The sequence below is a fragment of the Streptomyces sp. NPDC057616 genome (assembly GCF_042800575.1).
Classification (GTDB): Bacteria; Actinomycetota; Actinomycetes; order Streptomycetales; family Streptomycetaceae; genus Streptomyces.
This window is the reverse complement of record NZ_JBHVGU010000017.1, coordinates 140,842-155,047: the sequence shown is the minus strand read 5'-3', so window position 1 is coordinate 155,047 and position 14,206 is coordinate 140,842. Positions and strand designations below refer to the sequence as shown.

12 protein-coding genes are annotated in these 14,206 nt (G+C 68.1%); 8 read left to right on the top strand and 4 right to left on the bottom strand.

Going from position 1 to position 14,206, the window contains the following annotated elements; genetic code table 11:
* The first annotated feature begins 55 nt into the window (after window positions 1-55).
* Together ACFU97_RS22635 and ACFU97_RS22630 are read left to right on the top strand one after the other, a co-directional pair.
* A complete protein-coding gene (locus ACFU97_RS22635) occupies window positions 56-2,716 on the top strand; it encodes a transglycosylase domain-containing protein (protein WP_384259253.1) in 2,661 nt (886 codons plus the stop codon).
* Window positions 2,717-2,883: 167 nt separating this feature from the next.
* Entirely contained in the window at window positions 2,884-4,392 is a 1,509-nt protein-coding gene (locus ACFU97_RS22630; protein ID WP_384259250.1) for a glycosyltransferase family 87 protein, read from the top strand.
* Window positions 4,393-4,537: 145 nt separating this feature from the next.
* Here ACFU97_RS22630 and ACFU97_RS22625 read toward each other — a convergent pair whose 3' ends face one another.
* The 3 genes from ACFU97_RS22625 to ACFU97_RS22615 form a co-directional block, all read right to left on the bottom strand.
* Window positions 4,538-5,569, bottom strand: a complete 1,032-nt coding sequence (locus tag ACFU97_RS22625; RefSeq protein ID WP_384259248.1) for an alanine racemase — start codon at window positions 5,567-5,569, stop codon at window positions 4,538-4,540.
* 101 nt (window positions 5,570-5,670) lie between these two features.
* Window positions 5,671-6,792, bottom strand: a complete 1,122-nt coding sequence (gene femX, locus ACFU97_RS22620; RefSeq protein ID WP_384259246.1) for a peptidoglycan bridge formation glycyltransferase FemX — start codon at window positions 6,790-6,792, stop codon at window positions 5,671-5,673.
* Window positions 6,793-6,971: 179 nt separating this feature from the next.
* Entirely contained in the window at window positions 6,972-7,286 is a 315-nt protein-coding gene (locus ACFU97_RS22615; protein WP_384259244.1) for a hypothetical protein, read from the bottom strand.
* 287 nt (window positions 7,287-7,573) lie between these two features.
* Between ACFU97_RS22615 and rpsF the strand changes: the two genes are divergently transcribed.
* The 4 genes from rpsF (at window position 7,574) to rplI (ending at window position 9,288) form a co-directional block, all read left to right on the top strand.
* On the top strand, window positions 7,574-7,864 hold the full coding sequence (rpsF, locus tag ACFU97_RS22610) for a 30S ribosomal protein S6 (protein WP_006604399.1): 291 nt from the start codon (window positions 7,574-7,576) through the stop codon (window positions 7,862-7,864).
* A 75-nt stretch (window positions 7,865-7,939) separates the two neighbouring features.
* Complete coding sequence (locus tag ACFU97_RS22605; RefSeq protein WP_384259241.1) at window positions 7,940-8,530, top strand: single-stranded DNA-binding protein; 591 nt, start codon at window positions 7,940-7,942, stop codon at window positions 8,528-8,530.
* 56 nt (window positions 8,531-8,586) lie between these two features.
* Window positions 8,587-8,823, top strand: coding sequence for a 30S ribosomal protein S18 (gene rpsR, locus ACFU97_RS22600; RefSeq protein WP_003949403.1), 237 nt, complete (start codon window positions 8,587-8,589; stop codon window positions 8,821-8,823).
* An 18-nt stretch (window positions 8,824-8,841) separates the two neighbouring features.
* Window positions 8,842-9,288 carry a 50S ribosomal protein L9 gene (rplI, locus tag ACFU97_RS22595; RefSeq protein WP_010032778.1) on the top strand — a complete coding sequence of 149 codons (447 nt, stop codon included), beginning with the start codon at window positions 8,842-8,844 and terminating at the stop codon, window positions 9,286-9,288.
* A gap of 123 nt (window positions 9,289-9,411) precedes the next feature.
* On the opposite strand, the gene ACFU97_RS22590 is transcribed toward rplI, so the two are convergent.
* Window positions 9,412-10,758 carry an MATE family efflux transporter gene (locus ACFU97_RS22590; protein WP_384259239.1) on the bottom strand — a complete coding sequence of 449 codons (1,347 nt, stop codon included), beginning with the start codon at window positions 10,756-10,758 and terminating at the stop codon, window positions 9,412-9,414.
* Window positions 10,759-11,210: 452 nt separating this feature from the next.
* Between ACFU97_RS22590 and dnaB the strand changes: the two genes are divergently transcribed.
* Both dnaB and ACFU97_RS22580 read left to right on the top strand, forming a co-directional pair.
* Window positions 11,211-12,689 carry a replicative DNA helicase gene (dnaB, locus tag ACFU97_RS22585; RefSeq protein ID WP_384259237.1) on the top strand — a complete coding sequence of 493 codons (1,479 nt, stop codon included), beginning with the start codon at window positions 11,211-11,213 and terminating at the stop codon, window positions 12,687-12,689.
* A 90-nt stretch (window positions 12,690-12,779) separates the two neighbouring features.
* On the top strand, window positions 12,780-14,165 hold the full coding sequence (locus ACFU97_RS22580) for a serine hydrolase domain-containing protein (protein WP_384259235.1): 1,386 nt from the start codon (window positions 12,780-12,782) through the stop codon (window positions 14,163-14,165).
* The last annotated feature ends 41 nt before the right edge of the window (window positions 14,166-14,206 follow it).

Sequence of the window (14,206 nt, the reverse complement as noted above, 5' to 3'; positions counted from 1 at the left end):
CCAGCTGCCGTTTCCAGGCGCACAGGGGTGCGCCTGCCCGAGGAGTAGTCGTTCGATGAGCGAGCACCGTCGCAAACCGCCGCAGCCGCAGGGAGGAGGGCGTGCCGCAGCACGACGCGGCGCGTCCGGCTCGTCCTCCGGCCGCCGTGCGGCACCGCGAGGCGCCACCGGATCTCCCTCCGACGCATATGGGTCGGGAGACGAGGAGCGGTCCTACAGTGGCCGCGCCGAGGCCCGCCGCGCGGCACAGAGAACTGGAGGCGGCCGCCGTAGAGCAGCCGAGCCGGGCCGCGGAGGTCGACGCGGCGGACCCGGCGGTCCCACCGGACCCGGCCGGGGGCGCGCCGCTGCGCCGGCCCGGAAGCGCTTCATTGACTATCCGCGCGCCGGAAAGTACGGCGCGGCGCGCTGGATCCCGTCGTGGAAGCTGGTGACAGGCCTGTTCATCGGCTTCGTCGGCAGCATCGTGGCGGTGGCGGGCATCGGGTACGCCATGGTGAGCGTCCCGAACGTGGCGCTGGCCGCGAAGGCGCAGAACAACGTCTTCTACTGGAACGACGGCAGCGAGATGGTCGCCACGGGTGGTGAGACCAACCGCCAGAGCGTCAACCTCTCGCAGATCCCCAAGGCGATGCAGTACGCCGTCGTCTCCCAGGAGAACAAGACCTTCTACACCGACAGCGGCATCGACCCGAAGGGCATCGCCCGCGCGGTCTTCAACATGGCCAGCGGCGGCGCGACGCAGGGTGGCTCCACGATCACCCAGCAGTACGTCAAGAACGCGCGCCTCGACGACCAGTCGCAGACGATCACGCGCAAGTTCAAGGAGATCTTCATCTCCATAAAGGTGGGCGCCACCGTCCCCAAGGACGAGATCATGGCGGGCTACCTCAACTCCGCCTACTACGGACGCAACGCCTACGGCATCCAGGCGGCGGCACGGGCGTACTTCAACAAGGACGCCGTGAAGCTGAACCCGGGCGAGTGCGCGTTCCTGGCGGCGATGCTCAAGGGCGCCACGTACTACGACCCCGCCGGTGCGACCTCCATCGACCCGGCCGCCACGCCCCAGGACAACCAGAGGCGTGCCCTGAGCCAGATGCAGAACACGCTCGACAAGATGGTGGCGTACGGGCATCTGCCCCAGGCGGAGCGGGCCAAGTACACCAAGCTCCCGCCGGTGAAGAACCCGCGGTCGAACACCGCCCTCAGCGGCCAGACCGGCTACCTCGTCGACCTGGCGAAGAGCTACCTGATCAACAACACGAACATCTCCGCCAACGACCTGCAGCGGGGCGGTTACTCGATCTACACGACCTTCGACAAGAAGAAGGTCAAGCAGCTCGAGGCGTCGGTCTCCAAGGTCCAGAAGGGCAACATAAACCCCAAGGAGCGACCGAAGACGGACACTCACGTCCAGTTCGGCGGAGCCTCGGTGGACCCGACGACCGGCGCCATCAAGGCCATCTACGGCGGTGAGGACGCGACCAAGCACTTCACGGACAACGCCGACGCGACCGGTGCCCAGGTCGGTTCGACCTTCAAGCCGTTCGTGCTCGCGGCGGCCATGAAGTGGGGGGTGCGTGACCCCAAGCTCGGAGGCGAGCAGGCGCAGGACGAACGCACCCAGATCTCGCCCAAGAGCCTGTACAGCGGCCAGAACAAGCTCAAGATCAAGGAGTACAACGGGGACATCTGGAAGGACGACAAGGGCAAGGAGTGGCTGCAGACGAACGACGGCAACGAGTCCGTGGGCAGTCCGCCGAAGTACCAGATCGACCTTCGTCAGGCGATGCAGTTCTCGGTGAACTCCGCCTACGTCCAGCTGGGCATGGACGTCGGCCTGGACAAGGTCAAGGAGTCCGCGATCGACGCGGGCATCCTGAAGACCAGCCTCGCCGGCACCAACTACCCGTCGTTCTCCATCGGTATCTCCGACCCGAGCGCGATCCGCATGGCGGGTGCGTACAGCACCTTCGCGTCCAGCGGTGAGCAGCGTGACCCGTTCTCCGTCAAGAGGGTCACGAGCAAGGACGGCACCGTCTTCACCCATGAGGACAAGGTCAAGCAGGCCTTCACGTCGCAGGTGGCCGACAACGTCACCGACGTGCTGAAGACGGTGGTCGACAAGGGCACGGGTACCAGCGCCAAGCTGCCCGGCCGCCAGGTGGCGGGCAAGACCGGTACCACCGACGGCAACAAGTCCGCCTGGTTCGTGGGCTACACCCCGCAGCTGTCCACGGCCATCACGATGTTCCGCCTGGACGACAACGAGAAGAACAAGAAGCGCGAGTTCCTCGAGATGTACGGGACGGGCGGCCAGAAGAAGATCCACGGTGCCTCGTTCCCTGCGGAGATCTGGCACGACTACATGGCGGAGGCGCTCAAGAACGTGCCGGCGAAGGACTTCCCGACCCCGGTCCCGTTCGGTGAGGTCGTCAACGACGTGCCCAGCCCGACGCCCACCCCGACGGTGAGCGACACCCAGCAGGCCACGCCGACCCCGACGCCGACGCCCAGTGAGACGCTGACGAGTCCGACGCCGACGCCCACCGACTCCTGCCGGTTCGGCTGGCAGTGCACGGATACGGGCGGTACCACCACAGGTGGCACGGACGGGGGTGTCTCCCCGTCGCCGACGGTCACGGACACGAGTGGGACCGGCAACAGCAGAGGCAACGGCAACGGCGGCCTCTTCGGAGGGAACGGCGGCTAGCGCCAAAACGCCCGGCACGGGTGTTTCACGTGAAACCGGTCGATGTTTCACGTGAAACGAGGGCCGCCGCACCTGAACGGTGCGGCGGCCCTCGGCGTATAACGAGACCCTCGGCGTATAACGAGACCCTCGGCGTATACCTAGACACGTACGGCAGGATGTGCGGCATGCCCAGCGCAGAATCCACGCAAGCGAGCGTGCACGAACCGGACCCGGTGCGGCCGACCAGGGAAGACGAGGTCGCCGCGGCCGGCAGCGAGCTGATCGGTGGCCCCGTCGGGCGGCGCGCCCTGCTCGGGACGTCCTGGTGGACTCCCGTCCGGGTCGTCGCGCTGGTGGCGATCGGCATGTTCGCCCTCGGACTGGTCCAGAAGGCGCCGTGCTACAACGGCGCCTGGTTCTTCGGTGCCAGCTCGCAGTACACGAAGGCGTGCTACTCCGACATCCCGCACCTCTACCAGGGGCGTGGTTTCGCGGACGGGCTCGTGCCGTACTTCGACAAGCTCACCGGCGACATGCCGTACCTCGAGTACCCGGTGCTGACCGGCGTGTTCATGGAGGTGGCCGCCTGGCTCACGCCCGGCAGCGGCAGCATCCAGGACCAGGAGCAGTGGTACTGGATGGTCAACGCCGGCCTGCTGATGGTGTGCGCGGCCGTCATCGCGGTCTGCGTGGCCCGTACGCACGCCCGGCGACCCTGGGACGGGCTGCTGGTCGCCCTGGCGCCCGCCTTCGCGCTGACCGCCACCATCAACTGGGACCTGCTGGCGGTCGCTCTGACGGCCGCGGCGATGCTGATGTGGTCCCGGGGGCGCTCCGTCGCCTTCGGAGTCCTCCTGGGGCTTGCTACGGCCGCCAAGCTCTATCCCGTCTTCCTGCTCGGGCCGCTGTTCGTGCTGTGCTGGCGTGCGGGCAAGTGGCGGGACTTCGGCAGAGCGCTGACGGGAGCGGTCGTCGCCTGGTTCGTGGTGAACCTGCCGGTGATGCTCTTCGCCTGGGACGGCTGGTCGCAGTTCTACCGGTTCAGCCACGACCGGGGCGTGGACTTCGGGTCCTTCTGGCTGATCCTGGCGCAGAACTCGGACCACCCGCTGACCACCGACACCGTCAACAACCTGGCCACGGCGCTGATGGTGCTGTGCTGCGTGGGCATCGCGGTGCTCACGATGACGGCTCCACGCCGTCCGCGCTTCGCCCAGCTCGCCTTCCTGATCATCGCGGCGTTCATCCTCACCAACAAGGTCTACTCGCCGCAGTACGTGCTGTGGCTGGTCCCGCTGGCGGCGCTGGCCCGGCCCAAGTGGCGGGACTTCCTGATCTGGCAGGCGTGCGAGGTCGCGTACTTCCTGGGTATCTGGCTGTACCTCGCATACACGACCAGCGGCGACGCACACAAGGGACTGCCGCAGGACGGCTATCACTGGGCGATCGGCGTGCACCTGCTGGGGACGCTGTACCTGTGCACCGTCATCGTGCGCGACATCCTCATGCCGGAGCGGGACCCGGTGCGCCGGGCCGGCGACGACGATCCGTCAGGGGGTGTGCTCGACGGCGCGGAGGACGTCTTCGCCCTGGGCCCGGCGGCCCATCCCCCGCGGCACGCCGCCCACTTCGACGGACCGCAGGTCGAGTGGGGAAGCGGTGGAACGGCGTCCTCCACAGAGGGTTCGCTCTGAGCGAACAGGCCGAGGCGAGCAGGCGCACGGCGTCGACGAGCCACCGGTGAGCCAAGCGATGGGCCGTACAAGCGAAAGGCCGTACAAGCGAAAGGCCGTACACGGGACAGCCTGTGTACGGCCTTTCGGCTGCTCCCCGTCCCGCTCAGCGGTCCATGAGGCGGTCGAACTGCGTGGTGGTGTGCCGCAGATGGGCCACCAGCTCGTCGCCGACCTTCGGTTCGGGCGCGTCCGACGGCACGAACAGGATGGAGACCTGCATGTGCGGCGGCTCCGCGAACCAGCGCTGCTTGCCGCCCCAGACGAACGGAGAAAGGTTCCGGTTCACCGTGGCGAGGCCGGCCCGTGCGACGCCCTTGGCGCGCGGCATGACGCCGTGCAGCGCCTTCGGGGCCTCAAGCCCCACCCCGTGCGAGGTTCCGCCCGCCACGACCACCAGGAAGCCGTCGGAGGCCGCCTTCTGCTGGCGGTAGCCGAAGCGGTCGCCCTTGGCGACGCGCGTGACGTCCAGGACCGCCCCGCGGTACTCGGTGGCGTCGTGGTCCCCCAGCCACAGCCGCGTGCCGATACGGGCGCGGAAGCGCGTCTGCGGGAACTGCTGCTGAAGCCGGTGCAGTTCCTCGGCCTTGAGGTGGCTGACGAACATCGTGTGCAGTGGCAGGCGGGCCGCACGCAGGTGGTCCATCCAGCCGATGACCTCCTCGACGGCGTCCGAGCCGTCGGTGCGGTCCAGCGGCAGGTGGATGGCGAAGCCTTCGAGGCGGACGTTCTCTATGGCGGCGTGCAGCTGCGGCAGTTCCTGCGCGCTGATGCCGTGCCGCTTCATCGAGGACATGACCTCGATGACCACGCGGGCGCCCACGAGGCCGTACACGCCGTCCACCGAGGACACGGAGCGGATGACGCGGTCGGGCAGCGGTACGGGCTCCTCGCCGCGCCGGTACGGCGTCAGCACCAGCAGGTCCCCGCCGAAGAAGTCCTTGATGCGCGCGGCCTCGTACGTCGTGCCGACGGCGAGGATGTCCGAGCCGAGCCGCGTGGCCTCCTCCGCCAGCCGCTCGTGCCCGAAGCCGTAGCCGTTGCCCTTGCAGACCGGGACGAGCCCGGGGAACTGCTCCTGCACGTGCTTGTGATGCGCCCGCCAGCGCGCGGTGTCGACGTAGAGCGTGAGCGCCATGGCCGGACCTGGAACCTTTCTGGTGGCTGCGGTGTATCAGAGGTATGGAAGCGAACGAAGCTGTCGGACTTATCGAAGCAAACGTCCGGGGCCGATGGGGCTCAGCGGCGCGACATGTAGATGTCGAGCGCCTTGTGGAGCAGCTTGTTGAGCGGGAAGTCCCACTCGCCGAGGTACTCGGCGGCCTGGCCGCCCGTGCCCACCTTGAACTGGATGAGGCCGAAGAGATGGTCGGTCTCGTCCAGCGAGTCGGAGATGCCGCGCAGGTCGTAGACGGTCGCGCCGAGCGCGTAGGCGTCCCGCAGCATCCGCCACTGCATCGCGTTCGAGGGCCGGACCTCACGGCCGATGTTGTCGGAGGCGCCGTAGGAGTACCAGACGTGCCCGCCGACGATCAGCATGGTCGCCGCCGACAGGTTCACGCCGTTGTGCCGGGCGAAGTACAGCCGCATGCGGTTGGGGTCCTCGGAGTTGAGGGCCGACCACATGCGCTGGAAGTACGAGAGCGGGCGGGGCCGGAAGTGGTCGCGCACAGCCGTGATCTCGTACAGCCGCTGCCATTCATCGAGGTCCTGGTAGCCGCCCTGGACGACCTCGACGCCGGCCTTCTCGGCCTTCTTGATGTTGCGGCGCCACAGCTGGTTGAAGTTCTTGTGGACCTCTTCCAGGGAGCGGTTGGCCAGTGGCACCTGGAAGACATAGCGCGGCTGGACGTCGCCGAAGCCGGCTCCGCCGTCCTCGCCCTGCTGCCAGCCCATCCGGCGCAGCTTGTCGGCGACCTCGAAGGCGCGCGGCTCGATGAAGTCGGCCTCGATGTCGCGCAGCCGCTTCACGTCCGGGTTCTGGATGCCCTGCTTGATGGAGCCGGCCTCCCAGCGCCGGATGATCACCGGCGGGCCCATCTTCACGGAGAAGGCGCCCTGCTGCTTGAGGTGGGCGAGCATCGGTTCCAGCCACTCGGTCAGATTCGGTGCGAACCAGTTGATGACCGGGCCCTCGGGCAGATAGGCGAGGTAGCGCTTGATCTTGGGCAGCTGACGGTAGAGGACGAGACCCGCGCCGACCATCTCACCGGTACGGTCGTCGAACCAGCCGAGGTTCTCGGAGCGCCACTCCGCCTTGACGTCCGCCCAGGCCGGAACCTGCATGTGGCTAGCCGACGGCAGGCTCTGGATGTATGCCAGATGCTGCTCGCGGCTGATCGTCCTCAGGGTCAGGCTCATTCGGGGCGCTCCTCGGGCTGGTGTGTCCCCATGGGTTCAGGGGCTCCGGCTCTCGCGCCGAAGCCTACTGCGCCTTGCGAGCGCCCCGAGTGGGCGTACGAAACCTGCGCCCCGGCTCGTGGGCCGCCGGGGCGTTCCGTGGCATTTTATGGAGAGTTGGGGAGACGGTGTCCCTGGCGTCAGTTGATGACCCCACCGAAGAGACCGCCGTGCGCCATGCCGAGGAAGAAGCCGACACCCGAGGCGCCGAGGCCCAGGACGAGCCCGAAGCGCTCACGTGTCGTCTCCGAGATCCACTGGCCGTACGCACCGGTGAGAATCCCCACCAGGCCGGCCCAGGAGCTCAGCAGATGCAGGTGGTCGAAGAAGCCCGTCACGAACGCCACCAGGCCGAGCACCAGGGTCACCGCGAGCAGCGTGTCCTGGAGGGGGTGGGGCTTTCCGTCCGTGGCGAAGAGGCCTCCGACGGTATTGGGTCGCAATGCTTGTGCCATGGGGCACCTCCTGCGGAAGACGGCGCATCGTAGCGCCATGCACACCCGATGTGTACAGACTGACGGCCCTGGTGGTCGGATTTCAACCGGAAGCCGGTGTGCGGGTACTCTGTACGGTCTGCACCGGTGTCTGCCCAGGCACTGCCGGGGAAACCGCCCAGGCCAGACCGGGGAAGCCGCTCGCCGGCCCCCGATTGTCAGTGGCGGCCGATACCGTTGCGTACGCATCACGACCCTCCTGCCACGGAACGACCGTGGCCGCTGAGTCCAAAGGAGGTGGGTTCCACATGCGTCACTACGAGGTGATGGTCATCCTCGACCCCGATCTCGAGGAGCGCGCTGTCTCCCCGCTGATCGAGAACTTCCTCTCCGTCGTCCGTGAGGGCAACGGAAAGGTCGAGAAGGTCGACACCTGGGGCCGTCGTCGTCTCTCGTACGAGATCAAGAAGAAGCCCGAGGGCATCTACTCGGTCATCGACCTGCAGGCCGAGCCTGCGGTCGTCAAGGAGCTCGACCGCCAGATGAACCTGAACGAGTCGGTCCTCCGGACCAAGGTCCTCCGTCCCGAGACCCACTGAGCTTCCGCTCGGTCGATCCCGGGATTCGAGTAGCAGCACAAGCAGCCAGCAGCAAACCCGCCGAGAGGTTCCCCCATGGCAGGCGAGACCGTCATCACGGTCGTCGGCAATCTTGTCGATGACCCCGAGCTGCGCTTCACCCCTTCCGGTGCGGCGGTCGCGAAGTTCCGTGTCGCGTCCACTCCCCGCACCTTCGACCGTCAGACGAACGAGTGGAAGGACGGCGAGAGCCTGTTCCTGACCTGCTCGGTCTGGCGTCAGGCGGCGGAGAACGTCGCCGAGTCGCTCCAGCGAGGCATGCGCGTCATCGTGCAGGGCCGGCTGAAGCAGCGGTCCTACGAGGACCGTGAGGGCGTCAAGCGCACGGTCTACGAACTGGACGTCGACGAGGTCGGCGCCAGCCTGCGCAACGCCACGGCCAAGGTCACCAAGACCAGCGGCCGCGGTGGCCAGGGCGGTTACAACGGCGGCGGTGGCGGCGGCCAGGGTGGCGGCGGCTGGGGCGGTGGCTCCGGCGGCGGTCAGCAGGGCGGCGGCGCTCCCGCCGACGACCCGTGGGCGACCGGCGCTCCCGCCGGTGGCAGCCAGGGCGGCGGCGGTGGCGGCTGGGGTGGAAACTCCGGCGGCGGCGGTGGCGGCGGCTACTCGGACGAGCCCCCCTTCTAGGCCTCGGGCCGAGGGTGGGTCGTACCCAAACTTCTTGATCACACAGGAGAAACACCATGGCGAAGCCGCCTGTGCGCAAGCCTAAGAAGAAGGTCTGCGCTTTCTGCAAGGACAAGGTCACGTACGTGGACTACAAGGACACGAACATGCTGCGGAAGTTCATTTCCGACCGCGGCAAGATCCGTGCCCGCCGCGTGACCGGCAACTGCACGCAGCACCAGCGTGACGTCGCCACGGCCGTGAAGAACAGCCGTGAGATGGCGCTGCTGCCCTACACGTCCACCGCGCGCTAAGGGAAGGGTGACCGACTCATGAAGATCATCCTCACCCACGAGGTCTCTGGCCTCGGTGCCGCCGGCGACGTCGTCGACGTCAAGGACGGTTACGCTCGCAACTACCTGATCCCGCGGAAGTTCGCTATCCGCTGGACCAAGGGTGGCGAGAAGGACGTCGAGCAGATCCGTCGTGCTCGCAAGATCCACGAGATCCAGACCATCGAGCAGGCCAACCAGGTGAAGGCCCAGCTCGAGGGCGTCAAGGTCCGCCTGGCTGTCCGCTCCGGCGACGCCGGTCGTCTCTTCGGTTCCGTCACCCCGGCCGACATCGCTTCCGCGATCAAGGCTTCCGGCGGTCCCGAGGTCGACAAGCGCCGCATCGAGCTGGGCTCGCCGATCAAGACGCTGGGCGCCCACGAGACGTCCGTGCGTCTGCACCCCGAGGTTGCCGCCAAGGTCAACATCGAGGTCGTCGCGGCCTGACCGCTGCGCTCTGCTTGAGCAGTTGTGAGAGGGGCCGCACCCCTGTGGTGCGGCCCCTCTTCCATGCCGTGCCGCTCGTTTCACGTGAAACGTGGCAGCCCGCGATGTTTCACGTGAAACGGCTCAGCGGGTCGCGCCGGTGACGATCCAGCGGCCCGAGCGGGCACGCAGCCAGAGAGTGATCAGGCGGACCGCCATCATCAGTGTCATCGCTCCCCACAGGGCGGTGAGTCCGCCACCGAGGACCGGGATCAGGAGAGCCACCGGGCTGAAGACGGCCAGGGTGACGACCATGGCCCAGGCAAGGTAGGGGCCGTCGCCCGCGCCCATCAGGACACCGTCCAGGACGAAGACGACGCCGCTGATCGGCTGTGAGAGCGCCACGATGACCAGAGCGGGCAGGGCCGTGTCCTTGACCACGGGGTCACTGGTGAACAGGGGCAGGAACACGGGACGCGCCGCGATCACCAGGACACCGAGTACGAACCCGACCGCGATGCCCCACTCGACCATCCGTCGGCAGGCGTCCCGGGCGCCCTGGGCGTCACCGGCGCCGAGATAGCGCCCGATGATGGCTTGGCCGGCGATGGCGATGGCGTCCAGGGTGAAGGCGAGCAGACTCCACAGCGACAGGACGATCTGGTGGGCCGCGATGTCGGCGTCTCCGAGGCGGGCGGCGACGGCCGTGGCGATCATCAGGATCGCCCGCAGTGAGAGCGTGCGGACGAGGAGAGGCGCACCGGCCTGGGCCGAGGCCCGGATCCCGGTGGCATCGGGGCGCAGGGAGGCTCCGTGCCGGCGTGCTCCGCGGACGACGACCGTGAGATAGACGAGGGCCATGCCGCACTGGGCGATGACGGTGCCCCAGGCCGACCCTGCGATGCCGAGGTCGGCGCCGTAGACCAGGCCGGCGTTGAGGGCGGCGTTGGCGACGAAGCCTCCGACGGCGACGTAGAGAGGTGTCCTTGTGTCCTGCAGGCCGCGGAGGACGCCGGTGGAGGCGAGGACGACGAGCATGGCCGGGATGCCGAGGGCGGAGATGCGGAGATAGGTGGTCGCGTAGGGTGCCGCGGTGTCCGAGGCGCCGAAGAGCTCCACGAGAAACGGTGCCGCGGGGAGGACGACGGCTATGACGGCCGCGCCGAGCAGGAGGGCCAGCCAGATGCCGTCCATGCCCTGGCGGATGGCGGCCTGGAGGTCGCCGGCGCCGACGCGTCGGGCGACGGCCGCCGTGGTGGCGTACGCGAGGAAGACGAAGACGCTGACCGCTGTCGTCAGGAGGGCGGAGGCGACGCCGAGACCGGCGAGTTGGGCGGTGCCGAGGTGGCCGACGATCGCGCTGTCGGCCATGACGAACAGGGGTTCGGCGACGAGTGCACCGAAGGCCGGGACGGCCAGCGCGACGATCTCTCGATCGTGCTGTCGCCGGGTGGCCTTGGGGGTCGCTGGAGCCTGTGTCATGTGCACCAATGTAATCGTCCACAGGTAAGAGATGCAACGCGTCAATGACCCTTACGACGCTCCGTTGTGGTTGCTCTTTCGGGCGTCGTTCGAAGAGATCTTGGTCCGACTGGGGAAGTTTTTCTTCTGCACAGCCGGTGGACGGGAAAGTTGCAGGTCAGGAGAGGTTTCGTGGGTGACGTCCGAGCTTGTTCACAGGGCTGTCCACCGGGTCGTGCACAGGTTTTGCGGAGTTCTCCACAGCATCGGGGCCGTCGTCCACATGGCCTGTGGATAACCAGATTGGCTGACGTCGTCAGCGGGCCTACCGTGGTCCGGCGCCCGCTCCGTTCGTCGGCAGGGAGACCAGCCCAAAACCGACGTCCAACAACCGGAGTTGGGCCTCTCATTTGTCAGTGCCGTGCCGTAGAAATAGGGGCATGGCTAGGTCCGCTCGGGGGCGGACGGGAGGAGGTGGCTCGGTGAGCATTTCCGAGCCCTTGGACGACCCGTGGGCCGACAGCGGTCCCAGCGATCGTCTGCCCGCCTCCCGTCGTCGCGGCGACGGGGGACGCGGACGCGACGAGCAGCACGACCGAGGCAGTGACGGTGGTGAGTGGGAGGGCGGCAGCACCTCCTTCGAGCGGGTGCCGCCCCAGGACCTTGACGCCGAGCAGTCCGTCCTCGGCGGCATGCTGCTGTCGAAGGACGCCATCGCCGACGTCGTGGAGATCCTCAAGGGCCACGACTTCTACAAGCCCGCGCACGAGACGATCTTCGTCGCGATCCTGGACGTCTACGCCAAGGGAGAGCCGGCCGACCCCATCACCATCGCCGCCGAACTCACCAAACGCGGCGAGATCAACAAGGTGGGCGGGGCGTCGTATCTGCACACCCTCGTCCAGACCGTGCCGACGGCGGCCAACGCCGAGTACTACGCGGAGATCGTGCACGAGCGCGCGGTCCTGCGCCGCCTGGTCGAGGCCGGCACCCGCATCACACAGATGGGATACGCGGCCGACGACGACGTCGACGAGATCGTCAACCGCGCCCAGGCCGAGATCTATGCGGTCACTGAGCAGCGCACCAGCGAGGACTATCTGCCGCTCGGCGACATCATGGAGGGCGCGCTCGACGAGATCGAGGCGATCGGCTCCCGCTCCGGCGAGATGACCGGTGTCCCCACGGGCTTCACCGACTTCGACTCGCTCACCAACGGACTGCACCCGGGCCAGATGGTCGTCATCGCCGCCCGTCCCGCCATGGGTAAGTCCACCCTCGCGCTGGACTTCGCCCGGGCCGCGTCGATCAAGCACAATCTCCCGAGCGTCATCTTCTCCCTCGAGATGGGGCGCAACGAGATCGCGATGCGTCTGCTGTCCGCCGAGGCCCGCGTGGCGCTGCACCACATGCGCTCCGGCACCATGACCGACGAGGACTGGACGCGTCTGGCCCGCCGGATGCCGGACGTGTCGGCCGCGCCACTGTTCATCGACGACTCACCGAACCTGTCGATGATGGAGATCCGGGCCAAGTGCCGTCGCCTCAAGCAGCGCAACGACATCCGGCTGGTCGTCATCGACTATCTCCAGCTGATGCAGTCCGGCGGCTCCAAGCGCGCCGAGAACCGTCAGCAGGAGGTCTCGGACATGTCCCGTAACCTCAAGCTCCTCGCCAAGGAGCTGGAGATCCCGGTCATCGCGCTGTCCCAGCTGAACCGTGGTCCCGAGCAGCGCACCGACAAGAAGCCGATGGTCTCCGACCTGCGTGAATCCGGATCCATCGAGCAGGACGCCGACATGGTCATCCTGCTGCACCGCGAGGACGCCTACGAGAAGGAGTCGCCGCGTGCGGGCGAGGCCGACCTGATCGTGGCCAAGCACCGTAACGGCCCGACGGCGACGATCACGGTCGCCTTCCAGGGCCACTACTCGCGGTTCGTGGACATGGCGCAGACCTGAGCCGTCCGGGGCGGTCACCCTCCATAAGTCGGTCTCTGACCCGCACAAATGGACTCGACGCTCGAGCGCCCCGCGGGATGGACTGTGCGCATGACGACACCTCAGGAAGAGCTGCTCCCCGGCACGCGTCGAGCGCTGCTGCACCGGATCGCCGTGGCCCAGGCCGAAGGACGAGCGCCGTCACTGGTCGCGGCGGTCGTACGAGGCGGCCGGGCGGTCTGGCACGGTGCGCGGACGTCGGTGGAGGGGCACGGTCCGGACGAGCACGTGCAGTACCGCATCGGCTCGATCACCAAGACCTTCACGGCCGTTCTCGTGCTGCGGCTGCGGGACGAGGGCGCACTCGACCTCGGTGATCCGCTGGAGAAGCACCTGCCGGGAACCGGCGCGGGGGAGGTGACCATCGCCGATCTCCTCGCCCACACGAGCGGACTGGCGGCGGAGTCGCCCGCCCCGTGGTGGGAGCGCACCCCGGGATCGCTGCGCCCCGAACTCGCCGATGTGCTCGGCGAGCAGCCCCTCGTGCATCCGGTGGGCCGCCGCTTCCACTACTCCAACCCCGGTTACACCGTGTTGGGCGCGCTCGTCGAGAAGCTGCGCGGGGAGCCGTGGGAGGAGGTACTTCGGCGTGAAGTGCTCGAACCCCTGGGCCTCGACCGTACGAGCGCCCACCCGAAGGCACCCCACGCCGGCGGCTGGGCCGTGCACCCCTGGGCCGACGTCCTGCTACCCGAACCCACCGAGGACCTGGGACGGATGGCCGCCGCCGGACAGCTCTGGTCCACCACGGGTGACCTGGCGCGCTTCGCCGTCTTCCTGGCCCGGGGAGATGACAGGGTGCTCAGTGCCGAGAGCGTGAGGGAGATGCGGACACCCGCGGCTCCGGCCGAAGCGTCCGATGTGCTGGACGGCGCGGCGTACGGACTGGGGCTGCAGATCCAGCGCCGGGACAGCCGGTTGCTCGTGGGGCACTCCGGGTCGCTGCCGGGCTTTCTGGCCAACCTCACCCTCAGCGTCGAGGACGACGTCGCGGCGGTGGTGCTGGCGAACTGCACGTCCGGCCCGCTGCTGTCCAACGTCGGCGCCGACCTCGTACGGATCGTCGCCGACGCCGAGCCCCGCATTCCCGATCCGTGGCGACCGCTGTCCGAAGTGGACGCGTCCGTAATGGAGTTGGCGGGACCGTGGTACTGGGGGACGTATGCCTTCGCCCTGCGGCTGTCCGTCGACGCGGGCGTCTCGCTGGAGCCGCTGTCCGGCAGCGGCCGCCGCTCGCGCTTCAAGGCGAACGGCGACGGCACCTGGACCGGATGGGAGGGCTACTACGCCGGAGAGCTCCTGAAGGCCGTACGGCGCCCTGACGGAACGGTGAGCCACCTGGACCTCGGGTCGTTCGTGTTCACCCGTCAGCCGTACGAGGAGGAGGCTCCTGTGCCGGGTGGGGTGGACCCGGAGGGATGGCGGGGGATCGGCTGACGCCGACGCTCCGGCTAGAAGCCTGTTTCACGTGAAACATG

What these genes read in the sequence shown, in the direction of transcription:
- ACFU97_RS22635 (WP_384259253.1), top strand. Translation starts at nt 56, where the DNA reads ATGAGCGAGCACCGTCGCAAACCGCCGCAGCCGCAGGGAGGAGGGCGT.
- ACFU97_RS22630 (WP_384259250.1), top strand. Translation starts at nt 2,884, where the DNA reads ATGCCCAGCGCAGAATCCACGCAAGCGAGCGTGCACGAACCGGACCCG.
- ACFU97_RS22625 (WP_384259248.1), bottom strand. Translation starts at nt 5,569, where the DNA reads ATGGCGCTCACGCTCTACGTCGACACCGCGCGCTGGCGGGCGCATCAC.
- femX (WP_384259246.1), bottom strand. Translation starts at nt 6,792, where the DNA reads ATGAGCCTGACCCTGAGGACGATCAGCCGCGAGCAGCATCTGGCATAC.
- ACFU97_RS22615 (WP_384259244.1), bottom strand. Translation starts at nt 7,286, where the DNA reads ATGGCACAAGCATTGCGACCCAATACCGTCGGAGGCCTCTTCGCCACG.
- rpsF (WP_006604399.1), top strand. Translation starts at nt 7,574, where the DNA reads ATGCGTCACTACGAGGTGATGGTCATCCTCGACCCCGATCTCGAGGAG.
- ACFU97_RS22605 (WP_384259241.1), top strand. Translation starts at nt 7,940, where the DNA reads ATGGCAGGCGAGACCGTCATCACGGTCGTCGGCAATCTTGTCGATGAC.
- rpsR (WP_003949403.1), top strand. Translation starts at nt 8,587, where the DNA reads ATGGCGAAGCCGCCTGTGCGCAAGCCTAAGAAGAAGGTCTGCGCTTTC.
- rplI (WP_010032778.1), top strand. Translation starts at nt 8,842, where the DNA reads ATGAAGATCATCCTCACCCACGAGGTCTCTGGCCTCGGTGCCGCCGGC.
- ACFU97_RS22580 (WP_384259235.1), top strand. Translation starts at nt 12,780, where the DNA reads ATGACGACACCTCAGGAAGAGCTGCTCCCCGGCACGCGTCGAGCGCTG.